General features: G+C 39.8%; 26 protein-coding genes. 19 read left to right on the forward strand and 7 right to left on the reverse strand.

The window, feature by feature from the left end:
- Positions 1 to 300 precede the first annotated feature (300 nt).
- The 6 genes from JOD17_RS07135 to JOD17_RS07155 all read left to right on the forward strand — a co-directional run bounded on the left by JOD17_RS07135 (position 301) and on the right by JOD17_RS07155 (position 3,560).
- Positions 301 to 999 carry a uridine kinase family protein gene (locus JOD17_RS07135; protein ID WP_204696564.1) on the forward strand — a complete coding sequence of 233 codons (699 nt, stop codon included), beginning with the start codon at positions 301 to 303 and terminating at the stop codon, positions 997 to 999.
- A gap of 196 nt (positions 1,000 to 1,195) precedes the next feature.
- Positions 1,196 to 1,399 carry a cold-shock protein gene (locus JOD17_RS07140; RefSeq protein WP_204696565.1) on the forward strand — a complete coding sequence of 68 codons (204 nt, stop codon included), beginning with the start codon at positions 1,196 to 1,198 and terminating at the stop codon, positions 1,397 to 1,399.
- Positions 1,400 to 1,461: 62 nt separating this feature from the next.
- Complete coding sequence (locus tag JOD17_RS21525) at positions 1,462 to 1,590, forward strand: hypothetical protein (protein WP_275581703.1); 129 nt, start codon at positions 1,462 to 1,464, stop codon at positions 1,588 to 1,590.
- Positions 1,572 to 2,042 carry a hypothetical protein gene (locus JOD17_RS07145; protein WP_204696568.1) on the forward strand — a complete coding sequence of 157 codons (471 nt, stop codon included), beginning with the start codon at positions 1,572 to 1,574 and terminating at the stop codon, positions 2,040 to 2,042. Before JOD17_RS21525 ends, JOD17_RS07145 begins: the two co-directional genes overlap by 19 nt.
- A gap of 53 nt (positions 2,043 to 2,095) precedes the next feature.
- A complete protein-coding gene (locus JOD17_RS07150; protein ID WP_204696570.1) occupies positions 2,096 to 2,389 on the forward strand; it encodes a TIGR04104 family putative zinc finger protein in 294 nt (97 codons plus the stop codon).
- 196 nt (positions 2,390 to 2,585) lie between these two features.
- On the forward strand, positions 2,586 to 3,560 hold the full coding sequence (locus JOD17_RS07155) for a tRNA dihydrouridine synthase (protein ID WP_204696572.1): 975 nt from the start codon (positions 2,586 to 2,588) through the stop codon (positions 3,558 to 3,560).
- A 70-nt stretch (positions 3,561 to 3,630) separates the two neighbouring features.
- On the opposite strand, the gene JOD17_RS07160 is transcribed toward JOD17_RS07155, so the two are convergent.
- Together JOD17_RS07160 and JOD17_RS07165 are read right to left on the reverse strand one after the other, a co-directional pair.
- Complete coding sequence (locus JOD17_RS07160) at positions 3,631 to 3,894, reverse strand: hypothetical protein (protein ID WP_204696574.1); 264 nt, start codon at positions 3,892 to 3,894, stop codon at positions 3,631 to 3,633.
- 114 nt (positions 3,895 to 4,008) lie between these two features.
- A complete protein-coding gene (locus tag JOD17_RS07165; RefSeq protein ID WP_204696577.1) occupies positions 4,009 to 4,401 on the reverse strand; it encodes a RidA family protein in 393 nt (130 codons plus the stop codon).
- A gap of 441 nt (positions 4,402 to 4,842) precedes the next feature.
- On the opposite strand from JOD17_RS07165, the gene JOD17_RS07170 reads away from it, so the two are divergent.
- The 11 genes from JOD17_RS07170 to JOD17_RS07220 all read left to right on the forward strand — a co-directional run bounded on the left by JOD17_RS07170 (position 4,843) and on the right by JOD17_RS07220 (position 14,122).
- Positions 4,843 to 5,886: a S66 peptidase family protein gene (locus JOD17_RS07170; RefSeq protein ID WP_204696578.1), complete on the forward strand. Its 1,044-nt coding sequence runs from the start codon at positions 4,843 to 4,845 to the stop codon at positions 5,884 to 5,886.
- Positions 5,887 to 5,929: 43 nt separating this feature from the next.
- A complete protein-coding gene (locus tag JOD17_RS07175; protein WP_204696579.1) occupies positions 5,930 to 6,625 on the forward strand; it encodes a Type 1 glutamine amidotransferase-like domain-containing protein in 696 nt (231 codons plus the stop codon).
- 77 nt (positions 6,626 to 6,702) lie between these two features.
- On the forward strand, positions 6,703 to 6,846 hold the full coding sequence (locus tag JOD17_RS07180; RefSeq protein WP_204696580.1) for a hypothetical protein: 144 nt from the start codon (positions 6,703 to 6,705) through the stop codon (positions 6,844 to 6,846).
- Between the two features lie 390 nt (positions 6,847 to 7,236).
- The gene (locus JOD17_RS07185; protein ID WP_204696581.1) at positions 7,237 to 8,271 is read left to right on the forward strand and encodes a TRAP transporter substrate-binding protein; all 1,035 of its coding nucleotides are present in this window, start codon (positions 7,237 to 7,239) and stop codon (positions 8,269 to 8,271) included.
- Between the two features lie 37 nt (positions 8,272 to 8,308).
- Positions 8,309 to 8,821 carry a TRAP transporter small permease subunit gene (locus JOD17_RS07190; protein WP_204696582.1) on the forward strand — a complete coding sequence of 171 codons (513 nt, stop codon included), beginning with the start codon at positions 8,309 to 8,311 and terminating at the stop codon, positions 8,819 to 8,821.
- Between the two features lie 7 nt (positions 8,822 to 8,828).
- Positions 8,829 to 10,136, forward strand: a complete 1,308-nt coding sequence (locus JOD17_RS07195) for a TRAP transporter large permease (RefSeq protein WP_338028768.1) — start codon at positions 8,829 to 8,831, stop codon at positions 10,134 to 10,136.
- A gap of 18 nt (positions 10,137 to 10,154) precedes the next feature.
- Positions 10,155 to 11,825, forward strand: coding sequence for an AMP-binding protein (locus JOD17_RS07200; protein WP_204696585.1), 1,671 nt, complete (start codon positions 10,155 to 10,157; stop codon positions 11,823 to 11,825).
- Between the two features lie 170 nt (positions 11,826 to 11,995).
- Entirely contained in the window at positions 11,996 to 12,466 is a 471-nt protein-coding gene (locus JOD17_RS07205) for a GNAT family N-acetyltransferase (RefSeq protein ID WP_204696586.1), read from the forward strand.
- Between the two features lie 10 nt (positions 12,467 to 12,476).
- Entirely contained in the window at positions 12,477 to 12,779 is a 303-nt protein-coding gene (locus JOD17_RS07210) for a hypothetical protein (RefSeq protein WP_204696588.1), read from the forward strand.
- A gap of 46 nt (positions 12,780 to 12,825) precedes the next feature.
- A complete protein-coding gene (locus tag JOD17_RS07215; protein WP_204696589.1) occupies positions 12,826 to 13,203 on the forward strand; it encodes an FAS1-like dehydratase domain-containing protein in 378 nt (125 codons plus the stop codon).
- A gap of 109 nt (positions 13,204 to 13,312) precedes the next feature.
- Positions 13,313 to 14,122: a MerR family DNA-binding transcriptional regulator gene (locus tag JOD17_RS07220; protein ID WP_204696590.1), complete on the forward strand. Its 810-nt coding sequence runs from the start codon at positions 13,313 to 13,315 to the stop codon at positions 14,120 to 14,122.
- A gap of 26 nt (positions 14,123 to 14,148) precedes the next feature.
- Here JOD17_RS07220 and JOD17_RS07225 read toward each other — a convergent pair whose 3' ends face one another.
- Positions 14,149 to 14,778, reverse strand: a complete 630-nt coding sequence (locus JOD17_RS07225) for a GNAT family N-acetyltransferase (RefSeq protein ID WP_204696591.1) — start codon at positions 14,776 to 14,778, stop codon at positions 14,149 to 14,151.
- 142 nt (positions 14,779 to 14,920) lie between these two features.
- On the opposite strand from JOD17_RS07225, the gene JOD17_RS07230 reads away from it, so the two are divergent.
- Positions 14,921 to 15,355 carry a DUF4440 domain-containing protein gene (locus tag JOD17_RS07230; protein ID WP_204696592.1) on the forward strand — a complete coding sequence of 145 codons (435 nt, stop codon included), beginning with the start codon at positions 14,921 to 14,923 and terminating at the stop codon, positions 15,353 to 15,355.
- A gap of 102 nt (positions 15,356 to 15,457) precedes the next feature.
- Here the strand turns inward: JOD17_RS07230 and JOD17_RS07235 are convergent, their stop codons facing one another.
- Positions 15,458 to 15,973: a hypothetical protein gene (locus JOD17_RS07235; RefSeq protein WP_204696593.1), complete on the reverse strand. Its 516-nt coding sequence runs from the start codon at positions 15,971 to 15,973 to the stop codon at positions 15,458 to 15,460.
- A gap of 117 nt (positions 15,974 to 16,090) precedes the next feature.
- On the opposite strand from JOD17_RS07235, the gene JOD17_RS07240 reads away from it, so the two are divergent.
- Positions 16,091 to 16,483 carry a VOC family protein gene (locus JOD17_RS07240; RefSeq protein ID WP_204696597.1) on the forward strand — a complete coding sequence of 131 codons (393 nt, stop codon included), beginning with the start codon at positions 16,091 to 16,093 and terminating at the stop codon, positions 16,481 to 16,483.
- 50 nt (positions 16,484 to 16,533) lie between these two features.
- Here the strand turns inward: JOD17_RS07240 and cydC are convergent, their stop codons facing one another.
- The 3 genes from cydC to JOD17_RS07255 form a co-directional block, all read right to left on the reverse strand.
- Positions 16,534 to 18,249 (reverse strand): thiol reductant ABC exporter subunit CydC, encoded by a 1,716-nt coding sequence (gene cydC / locus JOD17_RS07245; protein ID WP_204696599.1) that lies wholly within the window; start codon positions 18,247 to 18,249, stop codon positions 16,534 to 16,536.
- Entirely contained in the window at positions 18,246 to 19,964 is a 1,719-nt protein-coding gene (gene cydD, locus JOD17_RS07250) for a thiol reductant ABC exporter subunit CydD (RefSeq protein WP_239575295.1), read from the reverse strand. The genes cydC and cydD overlap by 4 nt, the downstream gene beginning before the upstream one ends.
- Before the next feature lie 171 nt (positions 19,965 to 20,135).
- Positions 20,136 to 20,774 (reverse strand): helix-turn-helix transcriptional regulator, encoded by a 639-nt coding sequence (locus JOD17_RS07255; protein WP_204696600.1) that lies wholly within the window; start codon positions 20,772 to 20,774, stop codon positions 20,136 to 20,138.
- Between the last annotated feature and the right edge of the window lie 115 nt (positions 20,775 to 20,889).

Below are 20,889 nucleotides of genomic sequence, written 5' to 3' on the forward strand. Positions count from 1 at the left end.
GCTATTTATCTTTGGTTTGTTTATACTTAAGTGAAGCGTAGATTACTAATGAGATAATCGTACACACAGTTAACATACCGAGCAGGGTCGTGAGATTTATGGTGTTACGGCTAATCAGTTCAGTAAGTATCATAATGAAAAATAGGCATAACCCGATGAATAGAGCTTTTTTAGCCATGGGGACCTCCGATCTTTTTTAATATGTTTACCCGATTTTGCAGTTCCAAAAGCAAGTCATCTTGAATCTTTAGAGTGAATATAGATTCGTTTTTATAGACATTACTTATTGAAGGAGAAGTTATGGATAACATAGCAAATAAAGTTGCCAACTATATTAATCATCTTGATAAAAAAATCGTAATCGGAATTTCGGGTCATGGTGCTTCAGGGAAAACAACATTTGCGAATCGTCTTCGAGAGTTGATTGGGGAGCAACATGTCAATTATATGAACACGGACCCTTACATCATTGGCTCTGAGCTTAGAAAGTACACAACAATCGAGTATGAATATGATCAAAAACGACATGCGTCTAAAATGACAGCGTGCCATCCAGCAGCCCACCATGTCGTCTCCTTAGAAAGAGATCTTACGATGATTCGAGAGGGATTAGATTTTAATACGATAAAAACGCATTATATGGAAAGTGCGTTAGTATCATCTGATAACAAAGTTAGTATTGTGGAAGGGATGAGTACTGCATTTGTAGATCCAAGTTTATTTGATTTGAAGATTTACCTTTATACAGATGGAGAAACTGAGTTTATGAGAAGGGGCATTCGAGATGTGTCCGAAAGAGGTATGAATATTGAGTATTTAAAGCAATCTCATAACCAACGAAGAATTCAATATGAATTATTTATGCATACTTATCATGAGGTATTTGATCTTGTTATCAAGAATACGAATCAAAGCTATGTTATAGAAAAAGACAGCTTGAACCTCTGTTCGATCAATTGGCTGCTGTTCTTCATTAAAAAGGAAAAGGATGATACTTAAGAATCATCTAATTCGCTTAACAATCCAAAATTTCATAAAAAACTTGGAAGGTGCTTATTTATATGTTACGATTACTATTAACTAGTTTTGTTACGAAGAAAACAGAAAGCAAGCAACTTTCATCTAGAGTTTCACTTTGAGCAAGAATAGTAATATATCGTGTAATGCATGTGCAAAGCACTAGGAGGCAACAATCATGGAACAAGGTACAGTAAAATGGTTTAACGCAGACAAAGGTTTTGGATTTATTGAGCGTGAAGGTAACGAAGACGTATTCGTACACTTCTCTGCAATCCAAACTGAAGGCTTCAAAACTTTAGATGAAGGTCAAAAAGTTAGCTTTGAAATCACTCAAGGTGACCGTGGACCTCAAGCTGCAAACGTTTCAAAAGAAGGCTAATACCCGATTAAAACAGACTCTTTGAGTCTGTTTTTTTTATTGGTTGATAGGGAGTAAAGTGGATGACGTTACATCAAAGTCACAATACACAATTGCGTGAGCAATTAGCACGCTTAGCTAAGCAGCTTAATGAAAACAATATTACTCGGGCGATTGGAGGTCATTTCTCCTTTTGCAATACGGGATTGTAAAGAAAGTGAATGACATCGATGTGTTAGTGTCTGAGAAAGATGTAGGTCGTAAGAAGACAATCATTGATACGATTGGGAATGAAAAGGAAGCTCAAAAGTATTCACCTTTTCGGACCAGTTATTTCTATAAATACACGATGAATGATGTCGAAGTTGACCTTATGAGTGGATTCTCCTTGGAACACGAAAATGGCGTATACATACTCTCGCTAACCCCAAATTCAATTGTTTCGTGTACACAAATTAACGGTGTAAGCATTCCACTCTGTACGTTAGAAGATTGGTACATCTTATACAGTTTGATGCCTAATAAAGAAGAGAAAGAATTGCTTTTATTTCGTTATTTTCAGGCGCATGGCATTTCTAATAAGCAATTGTTGATCGAAGCGTGCAGACAGCCATTGCCGGATAGAGTTAGGGGTAATGTTAAACAGCTTCTTAAAAGCGGATGAATCCATAGAATGGTGTGTTTGTTGTGATATTAAAGTGTTAAGGAGGTCATGTCATGCCTACGTGCTCAAACTGCAAGCAAGGGTGGGGATGGAGGTTATCCATCAAAAAGTCATTCTCAATTTATGGGATGAGTTGCCCTCATTGTCAGGTACAGTATTTATCTAGAAATGCGAAAAGAAAAACGTCATTTTTAGCATTTTTACCGTTGCTCGTTCCATTATTAAGTTTGTTAACAAATTTAGGCTTCTTAGCAATTATCATGATCTTCTTATCTGTTTCTTTGCTTTTCATGTCATTGTATCCATTTTTGATGGAGTTATCTAGTGAAGATCAATTGAGATTTTGAGTGCTTATTTTATTCGGAAGGACTTGCCTTGAAGTACTAAGGGCGAGACCTTTCTTTTTTTTGATTATGATCATGAGGGAAATTTATTCAATTGTCATAGTGCTACTTCCTATATTATTATGGAGTAGTTGCTATAAATCGTGTCGTGAATATGTGGGATAAGAAAGACCGAGAGACGAAAAGGTAGGGAAGTACGATGACTGAAAATTTCTGGCGTGATTTACCACGTCCATTCTTTATATTAGCTCCGATGGAAGACGTTACGGACGTTGTGTTTCGTCACGTCGTAAGTGAAGCCGCGAGACCAGATGTATTTTTTACGGAGTTTACGAATTCTGAAAGTTATTGCCATCCAGATGGCAAGCAAAGTGTTCGCGGTCGTTTGACGTTTACAGAAGACGAACAGCCGATGGTTGCTCATATTTGGGGTGACAAGCCTGAATTCTTCGAGGAAATGAGTATTGGCATGGCAAAAGAAGGATTTAAAGGAATCGACCTTAATATGGGCTGCCCGGTTCAAAATGTGGCAGGGAACGGAAAAGGAAGCGGATTAATTCGCCGCCCAGACGTTGTTGCTGAACTCATTCAAGCAGCCAAAGCTGGGGGACTGCCTGTAAGTGTGAAGACGAGACTTGGCTATACGTATGTGGATGAATGGCGTGAGTGGTTAACACATGTACTAAAGCAAGACATTGCGAACTTGTCTATCCATTTACGTACGAAGAAGGAAATGAGCAAAGTCGACGCGCACTGGGAGCTCATTCCAGAGATCAAAAAACTCCGAGATGAGATTGCACCTGACACACTGTTGACGATCAATGGTGATATTCCTAACCGTCAAGTCGGCTTAGAACTCGTTGAGAAGTACGGAGTCGACGGTGTCATGATTGGACGAGGAATCTTTACGAATCCATTTGCATTTGAAAAAGAACCTAGAGAGCATAGCAGTGAAGAGTTACTCGATCTGCTCCGGTTGCAACTTGACCTACACGACAAATATCACGAGATTGAATCCCGTGCGTTTAAACCGCTTCACCGCTTCTTCAAAATCTATGTACGCGATTTCCGTGGAGCGAGTGAGTTAAGAAATCAATTGATGAACTCAAGTTCAACAGATGAAGTACGGTCACTCCTTGATTCGTTCCAAGCTGAAAAACAAGAGACATTATAATTCGAAAACGCCCTTCAAAGTGAACTTTGAAGGGCGTTTTGTTGGTCAAGAGGACTAAAATTTTATGGATTTAATCCGAGGTCCCGTCTCTTGCACCACGATCCTGTTCTCTTGCACCACGATCCTGTTCTCTTGCACCGCGGTCCTGTTCTCTTGCACCGCGGTCCCGGTCTCTTGCACCGCGGTCCTGGTCTCTTGCACCACGGTCCTGGCCTCTTGCACCACGGTCCTGTTCTCTTGCACCACGGTCCCGTTCTCTTGCACCATGGTCCTGAGCTCTTGCACCGCGGTCACGAGCTTTTGCACAATGCCCCTGAATTCTAGCCTCGTGCAAAAAGGCATAGCCTCTATAAGCTATGCCTTAAACGATATCTATTACTTTCCCTGTCTTCGTAACAAGGGAACGTTCATTTGATAAAAAGCTGTATGCTTTGAATCGTTGCTACTATCAAAATTCAGCACACCAAAGCTCAATTTCAATTTTTAACTCGGGTAATCCTAATGCTGAGATGTAAGCCACAGTCATGGCTGGGTATGCTGATGGGAACAGTTCATCCCATTGAGCGTCTAAGAAGTTCCAATCGATTTGTTCGGTCGCCCAAATGTTAACTTTAATAATATTTTTTTCACTTAAAGTCTCTGATGTTAGGATTTTCTGTATGTTTGAAAATGTATTTGTGACTTGATCGTTGAATTTAGGTGGGAGATTGCCATGTGAATCTGTTCCGATTTGACCTGATGTGACGATTAAATCGGCACCTTTTGGAACTCGTGTCACATGACTGTAATTCCCCACGGGCTTAGCCATTGAATCTGGATTTTTCCTACTGATGTTTTGCATTGTATACCCTCACTTCTAGAGTTTTTCTGCTCGATTTCTTAAAAAAGATAGACTTCACCAATATCATGAATTCTAGAAGAAAACAGCAGTAGAGAATCCATAACCGAAAGATAAAAACATGAGAATTTTCTTCTTCATAACTTGGACACTCCTTTTCTCCATTTTGTAAGGGTTAAGTGCTCGTTTTATTAAGTGTTTAAAATGAGTGTACGTGCAACGTCACATCTTGATTTGTCATTGTCGCTACAGCAATTTCTGAGAGTGTCTTTATGTTGCCTCTATAAATACGTGCTGTGTCTTTAATCATACCAAAGAGTTTTATAGAGTGGGTAGAAAAAACTCCTTTATAAAATGCTAGACGGCGTGATGTTCGAATGTTCCATGTTGTGTGAAATTAGTGTGATAGAATAGACCTAACATTTTAAATGGGGGTAAAAGGATATGGAAATGATAACGCCACAACGTTTAAATAAGGGTGACACGGTTGCCGTATTGTCCCCATCAGCAGGGGTGCCGAGCGTATTCCCACATATCTTTGATCAAGGAATACAAATTCTAGAACAGGAACTCAATTTAAAAGTTAAGGAAATGGATACTGCCCGTGCAGCTGCTGAACAACTACATCGAAACCCGAGACAGAGAGCGGAAGATATCAATCGAGCATTTGCTGATCCAGAGATAAAAGCAATTTTTTGTTCCATTGGTGGCGATGATTCAATAAGAATTCTCCCCTATTTAAACACGGATTTAATAATGAAAAACCCTAAGATTATCATGGGAGCGTCGGATAATACGACGTTTTTAACGTATTTGAATCAATTAGGGATGGTGACGTATTACGGGCCTACGGTAATGGCTGGTATTTCGCAGCTTAGTCGTTTAGAAGATAATTATAAACGTCATATTCTTAATATGTTATTTAACCCAAGTGATACGTATGATTTTCAACCGTATACACGCTGGTCTGAAGGCTATCCTGATTGGGCAGATCCAAACAACACAGGTAAAATCAATGAAGATAAACGCAATACAGAGGGATGGCGTTGGTTACAAGGTGAAGGGATTAACAGCGGGAAGTTGTATGGAGGCTGTATTGAAGTATTGGAAATGTTAAAAGGGACAAGGTACTTTTGTGACGTTGAGTTTTTTAACGATAAGATTTTATTCCTAGAGAATGCTGAAGAAACAACAACGGTTGAGCAAATCAGAAGAATTATTCGTAGCTATGGCATGCAAGGAATGCTGGAACGAATTCAAGGTCTCTTAATTGGGAGAGCTCGGGACTATTCAGATCAAAAAAAGGAACAATTAGATGATGCGATTATTAGCGTCGTTCGGGATGAATTTCAAAACCATATGTTGCCGATCATCACGAATGTTGATTTCGGTCACACAGATCCGATGTTCATTTTGCCAATTGGAATTCGTACTGAGGTCAACTGTGAAGAGAAGCGAATCAGGTTGGTGGAGCCTAGTGTATTGTAAATAGAGTTAATCAATCTCTTTGTAAGAATAAGGGGGTGCTTTAATGAAGCAGATTATTGCTTTAGGCGGGGGTGGGTTTTCAATGGAACCAGAAAATCCACTTCTTGACCAGTATATTTTAGACCAAGCTCACAAAAATACACCTAAAATTTGTTTTCTTCCCACTGCGAGTGGCGATGCAGAGAATTATATTTCTAGGTTTTATAACTTCTTCAACCAGCATGAATGTCGTCCAAACCATTTGTCTTTATTCGAACCCCCAATGAGAGATATAGAAAGTTTTGTAATGGAAAATGACATTATTTATGTGGGTGGTGGAAATACAAAAAATTTGTTAGCTATTTGGAAAGATTGGGGTATGGATAAAATTTTAAGAACAGCGTGGCTAGAGGGCAAAGTTCTGGCTGGAATTAGTGCGGGTTCAATATGTTGGTATGAAGAGGGTGTCACAGACTCTTTTGGTGGAAAGTTAGAATCCATCCGTTGTTTAGGGTTCATTGAAGGTAGCAACTGCCCCCATTATGATGGAGAAAAGGATCGACGCCCTGCTTATCACGATATGGTGGAGTCACGTGTTATTTCTCCTGGTGTTGCGACCGACGATGGAGTAGCTATTCATTATATTGATAATGAGATTTTTGATATCGTCAGTTCAAGGAAACATTCGAAGTCTTATCGGGTAGTAATGGGAGATCGTTTAGTGGAAGAAATTATGCCAACAAAATATTTAGGTGAATGAGATTTATTAGGCTTTAAATGAATAATGATAGGTGTGGTCAAGTAATTACGTAGTTATATTGTCGAGAGGAGCAAATCGTGAATATTGATACGTTCTTTACTGTACTAATTGTCGGACTGTTAATAGTGTTATCTCCAGGTCCTCAGTGGTTCATCACTATTAAGCACAGCATTCACAGTCGAAAGCACGGACTTGCGTTTATAAATCAAAATAATAAATAGATTGTGACCCTTACCAATTTGGATCTCCAAGTTGGTTTTTTAATATAGTGCATATAATCTGCCATGTATAAGTAATATAATTATTGCTATATGTGAGAATTTACGTTTGTGGAAAATAAAGCATGTAAATATCTATATGCTTTGAGTCAAAAATTAAACAACACCTGAAGTGATTAAATTTTCTAATATTTAACTTGACATTTAAAAAGTGAACCTTTAGGATTTATTCACATAGGAGTAGCAGTGTAACAGATTGGAACTTTTGAGATTCTCATTAATCAATTTTGAAAGCGTTATCAATTGTGTGGCGTTTTATCGTTTGGATTTTTAGAGTTTTACCATTATAGTACTTGAGAAATTATTAACTATGATGAATGGGGAGGAAAAACATTGAGGTGTCGAGCATTCGTACTTTTAATGATGAGTTCCTTGTTGATCGCTTGTACTTCAGAAACTGCTTCAACATTTTCTGAGGTAGAAGAGGAGAGTTTTACATTTACATTTAGTAGTGCCTTCAGCCCCATCTCCAATGAATATGAACCTAAGTATTACGGGATTGATCTATTTGCTGAAGAAGTTGAAAAGCGTAGCGAAGGTCGAATTCAATTCGATATTTATTATAGTAATCAGTTGGTTCCACAAGGAAATTTACTGGACGCTATTGCGTCGGGAACAATTGATATGGGGGGACATGGTTCATATTGGGGAGATATGATTCCAACCAATGATGTTTTTTGGCTTCCTTATATTTCAGACGGGGAAGAAGAACTGATGCATCTTGTGAGGGATACAGAAGTAGGAGAGATTTTTGAACAGAATTTGGAGGAGTACGGTGTAAAACCATTATTCTACTGGCCCTCAAGTGCAAATTCATTTATGACGAATCAAGAAATTCGTGTACCGGAAGATTTGAATGGGACGATGATGAGACTGCCAACTGGACTTTGGTTAACATGGTTTCAAGAATTAGGTATTGCACCTGCGAATGTAGCAGCTTCAGAGATTTATGAAGCGTTACAAAGGGGAACGATGGACGGGACGATTTATCCATATTACACGTTGGATACGAACAATTATCATGAAGTTGTAGACTATGCTACATATCCACCTGTTATTGATCCTGTTATGACCTTTACGACAATTAGTTTAGATAAATGGAATACATTACCTGAAGATTTGCAACAAATTATGCTCGATGTGGGAGAAGAAATGGAAGGCAAAGCCATTGAAGCATCTAAAGCTCAAACTAAGGACTCTTTGCAAATTGCTGAAGAAAAAGATGTCACGGTTACCCATTTTTCAGATGAAGAATGGCAACGCTTTCGTGATAGTAGCGACGTTGTATGGGATGAATTCGCGTCAATAAGTGATGATACGAAAAGAATGGTTGAAGTAATTAGAGAAGAGCTACCTTTAGAGGAGTAACAATTTGTAAAGAAGAGAGTAAAAAGGAGTGACGAAGATGAGATTTGTAGCTCTTATACGCATGATTAACAATTCAATGTTATGGGTTGTAGGCAGTATTGCATTTATTATGGCGCTTCTCTTATTTACAGATGTAATCTTACGTTACTTCTTCAATAGCCCTTCCGTTTGGAACTATGATTTGACTGCTTGGTTTACAGGATTAACGGCATTTTTGGCCGGAGGTTACTGCCTGCTTCATCGTGAACATGTTCGTGTAGACATTTTTTATGAAAAGTTCTCCGAGAGAAAGAGAAGCGTTATTGATTTGTTTACTGCGTTGTTTATCTTTTTAATTTCTGGTGTGTTTATTGTTTACGGTGGCGCTTATGTAATTCATCTTATTGAGCTTGGAGCTGTCGCCTCAACTGGACTTAACATTAGCCTTTGGATTAAATGGATCATGGTACCGATTGGAGGCTTACTCCTGTTACTACAAGCCATTGTTGATTTAATTAATGACATTCATACGATCGTGAAGGGACATAAACTTTGGGAGGTGGAGGGCTAAATTGGACGTGAGTTTAATCGCTTTATTACTGTTTGGGTCTCTGCTTCTGTTTATATTTTTAGGGGTACCAGTTGCGTTTGCATTAGGTGGTTTGTCGATTGTTTTTAGCATATTTTTTTGGGGTGGCTTTCTCAGCTTGGATGCGTTTTTATTTGGGTCATATGGTAAAGTGACCGAGTTTACTTTATCTGCGTTACCGTTATATATCTTAATGGCAGCTATTCTTAGGTATAGTGAAATTGCTGATGATTTGTATGAGGTGATCTACCGTTGGATGGGTGGTTTAAAGGGTGGATTGGCAGCAGGGACAACATTAATCTCTGCAATATTTGGCGCAATGGTAGGGATTGCCACAGTAGCTACAGCAACACTTGGAGTAACGGCTCGACCGTCAATGATGTTACGTGGGTATGATAGTAAGCTCGTTTCAGGTGTCATCGTTGCAGGAGGGGCACTAGGACTATTAATTCCTCCAAGTATCATTATGATTATATACGCGAATGAAGCAGGTGTATCAACAGGGCGTTTGTTCATGGCTGGTATTGGACCAGGCATTCTAGCAGCAATTTTGTTTATGACCTATGCCATTGTTTATTGTTATATCAAACAAGGGGCAGGACCTGCTGTGGATAAAAAAGACCGATACAGTTTAAAAGAAAAAATCATCTCATTAAAAAATATTGCATTACCGCTTTTTGTCATCATCCTCGTTCTAGGATCAATTTATACGGGTTTTGCTACACCAACAGAAGCAGCATCTGTTGGTGTGGTTGGAGCATTGGTTAGTGCCGGAATTAAAAAGAAATTAAATATACCTAATATAAAGCAAATTATGATGATGACAGTGAAAATAACTGGGATGGTCTTCTGGCTTATTATCGGTGCCATTGCGTATTCAAAGATTGTAACGGTAACAGGTGTTGGTTCTTGGTTTGCAGGTTTTGTTACGAGCTTTGATGTGAATCGATGGGTTATTCTCACTGGGATTTTAATTGTATTTTTCGTGCTTGGAATGTTTTTGGATCCTGCAGGTATTCTTCTAATGACTGCACCACTATTTTTACCGGTTGTTCATGCACTTGGTTTTGATCCGATTTGGTTTGGTGTGCTTTTTGTCATCAATATGTGTATGGCTTATTTCACACCGCCATTTGGTTTCAACCTATTTGTTTTGCGATCTGTTGCCCCAGATGTCTCGATGAAAGAACTATATACTGCTGTATGGCCATTTGTTGGTTTGTATGTGTTATTAACGATTCTCGTTATGATTTTCCCCCAAATCACTTTGTGGCTCCCAGACCTTATATATCAATAGAAAATGGAGGGAATTAATGTGACTCAAATAAATTATCCAAAAGTGCCAATACAAGCGCTGTTTAAAGGGAGTGCTAGGATCTACCCTAGTCGTGTTGCACTCGTTGATGGTGAGGACAGCTATACGTATGAAGAAATATATTCAAAAAGCCTGAAATTTGCTCAAGCACTTCATCGGCTTGGCATTGAAAAAGGTGATGTCGTCTGTTTACATCTTACGAACTCGGTCGAGTATCTTGTTGCATATTATGGAATTATAATGAGTGGTGCAACGTATTCTCCTGCAAACCCTTTGTTATCAGAAGCTGAGCTCACTCATCAGTTGAATGACTGCTCGGCAAGAATCGTTGTGACGACGGGCGCAACGGAATCACTTGTAACAAGTGTCGTCAAAGAAACAGCAGTGGCAGAAATTATTGTTTCAGGTGAAAGTAAGTTGTCGGATCATACGTATCAGTTTAAAGATCTATTGGAGGAAGAAGAAGCCAAAGAACTTGATTTGACCTTTGACCCAGATGTTGACATTGCTCATCTTGCTTATACGGGTGGAACGACAGGGAGAAGCAAAGGGGTCATGCTAACACATGCAAATGTTGTGGCAAATATCATCCAAGCGACATGTTTTCGTAACGGTGGAACGGTAGAAGAAGTGAATGAAACCGTTGTTTTATCTCAGAATCCGTCAGACGAAGACCATTATTTAATTCCCTTTGGAACTGGTGTGACGTTGACAGTTACGCCTTGGTACCACGCAATGGGTACAATTGGTTACCTGAATAATATTCTATTTCAAGGAGCGACGATTGTACTGTTAAAGTGGTTTGAACCTAGACAATATTTATCAATGATCGAACAGCATCAAGCGACAACAGTAGGCGGTGCAGCTCCTTTATTCCATGCTCTTGTTACGGTTCCAAACATTGAGGATATGGATTTCACTTGTGTGAAACAAGTAATCTCAGGTGCATCACCAATCGCGCAATCGGTGTTAACAAAACTTGGTCGGATCTTCCCAAATGCAATCATATCTGAGGGGTATGGCTTAACAGAAGCGTCCATGATGTTGACGGCAAATCCATGTGAACGCTCGGCTCGACGGAAAATTGGTTCTGTAGGCATACCAACTTATGACACTAAAGTGATTTTGATGAATGAGAGTAATCAACAAGTCAGTACGGGTCAAGTCGGAGAAGTTTGTGCAAAGGGTCCTCAGGTGATGCAAGGTTACTTAAATCGACTTGAAGAAACTGAAATCGCTTTAAGAGACGGATGGCTTCGTACTGGCGATTTAGGAACATTTGATGAAGATGGTTACTTGTATATTGTTGATCGGAAAAAAGATATGATCTTATACAAAGGTTATAATGTATATCCTGGTGAATTAGAAGATTGGTTGTACCGTTATGAGCGAGTATCTTCAGCAGCGGTAGTTGGGGTGCCACATGAACTGCATGGAGAGCTCCCTGTAGCTTTTGTTGTTATAAAGGATTTCCTTGAAGAAGAGCGAGAGTGTTTAACAAATGAACTTCTTTCATTTGTTAATGAACAAGTGACACCCTATAAAAAAATCCGTGAACTTGTTATTACAGAAGAATTACCGACGAGTGGAGCAGGAAAAATATTAAAGCGAGAGCTTAAGCAACAAGCCAAGGTGTTAGCATCGTCAAATAATGAAAATCATTTAAAGTAGGAATGTTTTGGGTTGAAAGAGATTTCTAGTTTAATTGTTGATAAGCTCTCTACAAAGTCAGGAAGACGCTTTTAGAGAGTATTTTTTATGAGAAGATCTATGAGGTTTTACCAGAAGCAATGGGTGAACATGTTAGTATAAAGAGACAAAAATACATCGGAGGACAAAGGATGATCATTCGAAATGTCATACGTTCAGATTATGAACTCGTATCGCCGCGATTAAATGAGTGGTGGGGTGGCAGGCAAATGTCGGACATGTTGCCGAAGTTATTTTTTGACCATTTTAATGATTCGAGTTTTATTGCTGAAGTTGAAGGGGAGGTCATAGGCTTTCTAATAGGTTTCCTTTCTCAGACTCATAAGGATCAAGCGTACATTCATTTCGTTGGTGTGAATCCAAATCATCGCAATCGAGGGGTTGCCAAGGAGCTTTACCATACGTTCTTTACTTACGTCCTAAAAGAAGAGCGGTCGATCGTGCGCTGTATTACGTCGCCTGTAAATAAAACATCGATTGCGTACCATACAACGATGGGATTCTACATTGAACAAGGCGACAAAGAAATTGATCATGTACACGTTAAGTCAGATTACGATGGACCTGGTCAAGATCGGGTAATGTTTGTGAAGGAACTTTAGTATTCGACATTTGGACGAAGTAAAAAGACTTGTCGGAACAGTTGATGAAACGATGCGTGATCGTCAACTTGGAATGACTGAAAGGAATTCAGTGATGCAAATCTTCTTAGCGGTACTTTTTTCTGGAATAATTATTGCAATCACAGTAAGTTCAATCATTAAAGTATTACTCATTGCACACCAAAGAAAAGAAATTTCTAAACGTCAATTCGCTTCTATGGCGACTTTGAGTACGATCGTTTGGATCGTTGTTTTAACAGTTCTGCCAGCTATATATGACGCTATTTTTACATATTTCATTAGCCTCACCTAAAAGAACGTCTCTATTTAGTAGTCTGACTTAAAAAGGAGATTTGAGTATGAACTTAGAAGTTGGCAGCACACTTAGTTTTAGTCGTACATTTACAAAAGAAGATGTTGATACGTTCACGAAGCTTTCTCTTGATGAAGGTGTTCATCATGTAAATCCAGATGAAAACGGGAACGTAATTGTTCAAGGGCTATTAACTGCAACGCTACCAACGAAAATTGGGGGAGAAAATGACGTTCTTGCGCATACGATGAACTTTACTTTTCTAAAGCCAGTCATTACCGGAGATACGATTACATGTGTGGTGACCATTGATCACTATACAAAGAAAGACAATGGTCGTAGATCAATAACGGCTTCATTTCGTTGTATCAATCAAGATCACATTGAAGTCATGACGGGGTTATTTGCAGGCGTTATAAAATAACTCGATATAAACAAGGAACGATTCAGATGCCTACGTACTTGAATGATCGTAATGACTTGTACGATATTTGGATATAGTAAGGGTGTTTTTAGTTCGAATGGAGGAAGTTATGGATCAACGTAGGTATTTTTCCATTGGTGAGGTATCAAAATTAAAAAATGTAACCATTAAGGCGCTTCGTTATTATCATACGATTGGTTTGCTTAGTCCAGTTTATGTCAACCCTGACAATGGTTATCGATATTATACGATGGGTCAATTCATTTACATAGACATTATAAAACTTTGCCAACAAAGCAATGTCACAATCAAAGAGATTAAAGTTTTATTTGAAAAAGCAGATACGAATGAACTTAAGCTTTTCTTAGAAAAGAAGAGTAAAGAAATTGAAGAAGAGATGGTAAGTCTAGAGCAGCTTCAAAAACGAATAAGCTTATTGCAGCGCACCATTCATTCTTCAGAAGTTGAACGTAAAAAAGATGGTATTCACGTACAAACATTTAAAGAGCGGTACCTTTTACGTTCACCTACACAAGCAGGCGAACTAAATGAGGTTTTATCATTTGATCAGTTAGACGAGCAGTTAGCTGAATTTACGAATCATACATTCGAGTATGGGTTAATTTATACATTTTTGCACGACGATCTTAACGTTCGTGACGTATTTCGAATCATCAACGTAGAAGATTATCAATTGCTAAAAGAAACTGCAACGGTTTCAGTATTGCCAAGCGGACAGTACGTAACGGTAAATTGTACGAAGGAATCTGAGGAAGAAGTGCTACAATTGTTGGTAGACTATTTAAAGACGAACGATCTGGAATACCATGATCTATACATGTTGTACTTAGTGACGGACGTATTTAATCAAGATAATTATCATGCTCAATTCCAAGTAAACGTAAAGCCCACCCCATGACATGAGGTGGACTAAATTTGATGCGCTTAAAACGTATATTCATAAATGAAATTTGTGTTCTTAAATGCACCATCAGGGAGATCAAACACGGTGACTTCTTCGTCTAGACAAACAAAGCCGTTATGATCATAAAAACCGTAGTTACTCATCGTGTCGGTATAGACATAGATCTTGTCTGTGTTCGTTTCGGTGAAATATGAAAAGAGCTCATTCAGCAATTTCTTTCCAACTTTTTTTCCTCGAGCTTGTTCAGATACAGCAAAGAATTCTAAACAACCTTGGAATTCATGTTCTTTGCCTTGTATTAATTTCTTGTAGGCCTCATTCGTTGAGTTCGTTAATTGAACGAACAAATCTCGGTCGTCGTTTTCTTGGTTGAGTAAGTGTAGCATTTCCTTCGTATAATCTTCTTGCAACATGCGATATGTCGGTGCCTCGCCAACTCTTGAACCAAAAATCACACCAACAACTTCTCCGTCTAATGTCGCAACTCTTCCGAAGCTGCTTTTAGTTAAGATTGGACTTACAAACATCATCGTAACAGCAGCATCCAATAACTGTTCATCCTCAATAAACCCTTTAGCAAAAGCTTCGATGGTAATCGTTTTGATCGGTTCAATATCTTCTTTTCTTACTTCTCTAATCTCAACGTTCATGTTATTGCCTCCTTTGATTGATTACTTGTAGTGTAAGGCCTCCCCTATAGGGGAGAGTCAATCGAATACATGTAGCAGGAAAGTGAAAAGTTTTAATGGAATGGTTATATCACTACTAGAAACAATTGAAGAGGAGGTTATGATGAATCAAATTACGCAGGAAATCACAGCTCAAGTGCAAAAAATGCGTGAATTGCATGAGCAAATGGCAAGAGGAGAGTTTGAAGAATTAAATACGTATTATTCAAAGGATTTTATTGGATATCTTTATATGCCTAAAGCTGGTGGCGTTGAACAGATGAATTACGAAGCGATTACCAAAGGAAATAGCAATGCTGTGAACTTCTATAAGGGGAAAGACATTCAATTTGAGTACTCTGAATTAACGATTATGCCTCAAGCGAGTGGGCAAGCGGCGGTTTCTTATGAAATTCTATTTAAAGAGCAAGATATGCAAGTAAAGGCACTGTCGCTAGAGGTCTGGAAGAAAGAATGTGACGGGGTATGGAGAATGATTAGATGGTATGAAGAGAAAGGACCTGCTTCGCAGCGTGAAAGAGTAGCAGTTGACGACTAATGTACAGTTTGGAAATGAACTGCCTGTCCCCAATTTGAAGGTATAACGCCAATATGAATGCCCGCATGCATGAGGCTGCGGGCTAGTAGGTTTACATATTTCCTAAGCAGTCTTAACGACAGTCACTTCAACATTCTCAGTACCAATCGTGAAATCTGGAGGTACTAATGTGAGGACAGATGGTGTTGTGGTAACCGTCAGACTTCCAGAAGCGGCTAACAGAGTAACTTCTGTACCTTCAGCGTACGTACCTGGTACGAGGATGCCATCTTGTTCGATTTGTAGAGCAATTGTAGAGCCGTTCATAGCGAATGCATTTGCTGAATAAGAAACCGTATACGTACCAGGTTCGACGAGGATAATCTCTGCTTCGCCTTCTGTGTGCGTAATCGCAGTGCCTATTAGCGTTTGATTCGTCTCAAGAGGAACACCAGATCCACCTGGAGCAGTTATGAACGGGGTTGTTGTGAAAATACCGATGTTTTCTTCTCCTGGGCCTGTTGGAACGGTTGGCGCTGTAGGGACAGTCGGTATAGTGGGAGTGCCTCCGTTACCAATGAATCCAGGTCCGTTAATCAAGTTGTTGTTAATGTTAATGCAATTTCCATGTTTTGACATAGTATCACCTCTTGTATATTTATATGAGGCAGGTTCATTGTTGTGTAGGTAAGTCTAGTTATCGAAGTAGGCACTGAACCTAGTAACTTTGGTATAAACAAGGAGGCCAAAGCTGTTATGAAACCAAGAATTACGATCATCACACTTGCTGTTGATGATTTAGAAAAATCAACCGCCTTTTATCAAAATGGATTAGGATTTTCAGCAGAAGGGCTCGTTCAAGGTTCAGATCAAGTCGTGTTTGAATTAGAAAATGGAATCACACTCGTATTAAATCTTCGAACTGAACTTGAGGAAATTGATCAAAGGAGCGCTGATTCAGAGAGATCTTCTGAAGTGATTTTGAGTAGTATTGCTGATCGTAAAGAAGAGGTCGATGAAACTTTAAGGAGAGTTTCGGAATTCGGAGGCACAATTTTGCCTCGTCAGCCGAAGGATTATGAGTGGGGCTATTCAGGTCACTTTAAAGACTTAGATGGTCATATTTGGGAAATTGTTTATTTTTATTGAGCGAAGCTAAAAGTAAAAGCGATCAGGCTACTTCGGGTAGCCTGATCGCTTTATTCATTCATGAATAATTGCTCTTCTAGCGCCTTCATCTGTTTGAAGTAGCCGTCCTTTTGTATGAGCTCATCATACGTTCCACTTTCAATAATTTGACCATGATCTACGACGATAATCTGATCCATTTGATCAAGTCCAGTTAAGCGGTGGCTAATTAGGATAACAGTGGCATCTTTTGCGCGCTCAAGAAGAAGGCGCAGCATACGTTCTTCTGTAAGTGCATCAAGTGATGTTGTTGGTTCGTCGAGCACCCAGAGCGGGGCTTCTCGAAGGAGCAGACGAGCGATTGCGAGTCGCTGTTTCTCACCACCAGAGAGGTTTTGTCCTTTTTCCTCAACACGACTATCGAGTTTAAGGTGGGGCAATTCCGCTGCGTGTAACGCTTTTTGAAGAGTAATGTCGTCTGTCGTCTCTTCTGTAACGAGTAGATTATCTCGAACGGTACCGACAAAGAAATGATTTGATTGCAATGAGACATTTGTGTTCTTCCAAAGTGTGTCTTCTGAGATCGTGGATAGCTCGTGCCCATCGATTTTGACAGTGCCTTGATCATAAGGCAGTGCTTTTAGTAGTACATTCGCGATAGTCGTTTTACCCGAGCCACTTGCACCGATAATCGCAGTTTTGCTTCCTGATGGAATTTGGATGTTCACACGTTGGATTGCAGGGCGAAGTTGGTCCGCAAATTGAAGCGTAACGTCTTGAAACTGGATGCCTAAGGCTTCGTTGAATTGAACGTCAACATCGGGTTCAACGCGATTGTTCTCCTCTTCAAGGGACTCAATTCGCTTTGCTGCATGAGCGCTTTCTTGCAAATGATACGGTAAGGTTGCCATCGGTGTAATCTGTTCAAAGACGGTGAGCGTAATCATGAGCAGTAACGCCAGTAGAATGCCTGCCAAATTACCTTCGGCCACTTGGAAACCAGCATAAAACAAGACGGTAACTGAAACGAGAAAGGAGAGCAAGCCGATTGTTGCATCGCTCCACATTTGAACTGATTGTGATTTTTGCTTTTGCTGTTCGTATTGCTTAATCGTGTTACGCACCTGTTGCTCCCGTTGTTGACGGGCTTGGTGAATGGTCAGTTCTCGAAAACCGTAAACGTATTCCGCAAACATAGAAGAAAGCTCTCCACGTGTTTCTCGAATCTGGTCGTTGACTCGCCGTTGGCTGAGAAAGAATAGTGCAGGGATGACGAGTAATGAGAGTGTTAAACCGAGTATGATTAGTACAGCAGTGCCGATTGAGAACAATGTCGTAAATGCAATGGTTGCAAGAAATACTGAAAGCATTACGATCGGTGGATAGACGACACGGAGTAAGACGTTTTGAAGAGCGTCAACATCTCCGACAATCCTGGAGAGAATATCTCCACTCGTATAGCGGTTAAGAATTCGATTTGAGACAGGTTCTAGTTTTTCGTATACACGTAAGCGAATGTTGCTAAGCATCGTAAACGTCGCTCGGTGAGAATAATAGCGTTCACCGAAACGACTGACAGCGGATGTGATTCCGAGTAACTTTACGATCGCAACGATGACCATCAACGTTGCAATGGGAGGAGTTAGTGCAGCGTGAGAAATTAAATACCCGCTAGCAGAAAACAAACCGACGGCCGTTATTCCTGCGATAAAACCAGCAAGGATTGAAAGAAAGAGGTCCCTTTTTTCAGCGAAAATGAGTTTGATAAAAGGTGTGAGTGCTTTCATGACTGAGTGCCTCCTTGCTGCGTTGTGATCATGTTACGGTATAAATCATCTTCATTCCAAAGCGTTTCATGGGTGCCGCTTACACGAATGGTTCCGTTTTCTAACAAGTAGATGCGGTCTGCTTCTCGAATCGTGTAAAGTCGGTGAGCGACAATAATTACGGTCGACTGTTCGCTCAGTTTTTTGAGTGATGCTTGAAGCATCGCTTCCGTTCGAAGATCAAGACCCGTTGTAGGTTCATCGAAAAACACGACGTTTGGTTTTTTGTAAAACGCTCGAGCCATAAACACTCGTTGACGTTCCCCGCCAGACAGGCCTCGTCCTCCTTCACCAACAAGGGTGTGGATGCCATCAGGCAATTGCTCGATCCACTCGATAATTCCAGCTTCTGTTGCCGCATTTAAAACCGCTTCATCAGTTGGTTTCATTTTGGAACCAAGTGTAATGTTCTCCGCAATCGTCCCTGCAAACAAATAGCCATCTTGAGAGATCAACGTCATTTGGTCGTACCAAGAAGACGCTTCAATCTCATGTAAATGCATGTTCCCTAACTGATAACTTCCTTTTGTGTGGGGCAGCAATCCAGCTAAGATGTGCAGAAGGGTCGTCTTTCCTGACCCTGTAGCACCGATCAAAGCAATCTTTTCATACGGTTTGGCAACTAAGTTGATGTGGGATAGTTGGAAGCCTTCAGGATAAGAAAACTGTACATCATCCATTAAAAGTGTCGGTGGTTCTGTCGGATCAAGTGCGTTCGAACCGAATGTTTGCTCTTCATCGGATTCTTCGAGCAATGCTTCAGTTTTTTCCAGAGCTCCTTTACTCACTTTTCCTGAATGAAATGCGGAGCCGAGGTCTTTTAGCTTATTAAACAGTTCAGGTGCCAGAATCAACATTAAGAACCCTGAATAAAAGGTCGTGTCTTGGACGATGATCATACGAATGGCAACTTCTAAAGCGATAATTCCGATGCTTAACATTGAAATGAATTCAAGTGCAAGGGAGTTTGTGAACGCGACTTTTAAGACATTCATCGTAGCGTCACGGAATTCAATACTCTTATCTTTAATTCGTTGATGTTGCTGCTTTGTCCGTCCAAAGAACTTAATCGTGGACAATCCTTGAAGTGTGTCGAGAAACACACTTGAAAAGTCAGCCATTTTCTCAACTTGTTGTTTCGACTGATCACCGGTACGCATACCAATAATAATCATATAGACGAAAATAAACGGCGCTGTAATGAGAATAATGACACCTGATGCCCAATGTTCATAGAAAATCACCAATAAAAGCATGATTGGGATAATGGTTGATTGAATCATTTGTGGAATGTATTGATTAAAATACGCAGCCGTTTCATCGACCGTATCTAGAAAATAACTCGTCGTCTCACCTGTTTTTGTTTTCTTAGATGAGGTAAGGGTGCGATTTGAAAAGTGACGCAATAGTCGTTCACGCAGTGTGATTTTAACGTTTGTGGCCATGGTGTTCGCCAGTCGATCAATCAGAAATCGACTGAAAATGCGCACGAACAACGCAATCAGTAACGTGACAAATTGGGGCATAACTTCTTGAAAAGAAAGTGATTGAAGAAATAACCGATCAATAATTGAAACAATCATAAAGGCTTGAACTATGATCGCAACCCCTGTAATGACGGTAAGTAGTGTCATCGTAGTAAGGTGTGTACGACTAGGACGCAAGTGTTCGTTCAACAGAAGTCCTCCTAAACGTTTCTTTCTAGCTCTAGTGTATCTCTTATGTGAAGACTTTCACAATCCTTAGCTCTTATTCATCGTTATTGTTCCAATTATAGTCACATTCTAGTGACTGATCTGTCAAAAAAGCTTTGTGAAAGTAAAAAAATGCCACATAGGCGTGGCATCTTACTTGCGAATTTCATCCAAATAATTATAAATCGTTTGTTTCGTAACACGGAGGTAATCAGCAATTTGCTCTGCAGAACCTTGAATAAGAAAGGCGCCTTTACGGTCGAGATGTTTAACAAACGCAATTTTGTCATCACGCTTCATTGAAGTTATCGAAATACCGATCGTTTGCTTTGCTTCTTCAAGAAGGGCATGGAACATTTCTTGAATATCTTTGCCGTAAAACTCTTGTTCTACTGGAGCTTGATCGTCGCTTGAGGAGATAAGTGTAGTAAGAAACTTTGAGGTTGAAATGAGTGCTGTGATATCAAGGTTAATGCCGAGACAACCGATTACCTGTCCTTCTAAATTGCGGATGTAAGAGAGTGAAGCTTTTAGCCAAAGGCCATCTTTTGTCCGGGTCGTAAATCCGTAGTTATCTTCAATTTCATTCCCGTACTTTCGCCAATCTTGAAACATGCGATCGGTCATCGGTGCGCCAACTTTTCGATTGGTGACGTTTCCTTTTATATAAACGAGAGATGCGCTTACATCGGCAAAGTCGTGGATGACAACTTCTCCTTGATCACCGAAGTTCTCTGCAATCATGTTCGCGATCGGTACATAGCTTGCAAGTTCAGGTCGAATGGTAACCATTGCTTCAACCCCTTTCTAGTCATTCAATGAGAGTGTATCACATTTATATTTTATTATTAGTAAATATTTATTTTACTTATTTTAAAATATGGTATACAGTAGACGTAAATCGATC

The organism is Geomicrobium sediminis (assembly GCF_016908595.1).
Taxonomy (GTDB): Bacteria; Bacillota; Bacilli; order Bacillales; family Marinococcaceae; genus Geomicrobium_A; species Geomicrobium_A sediminis.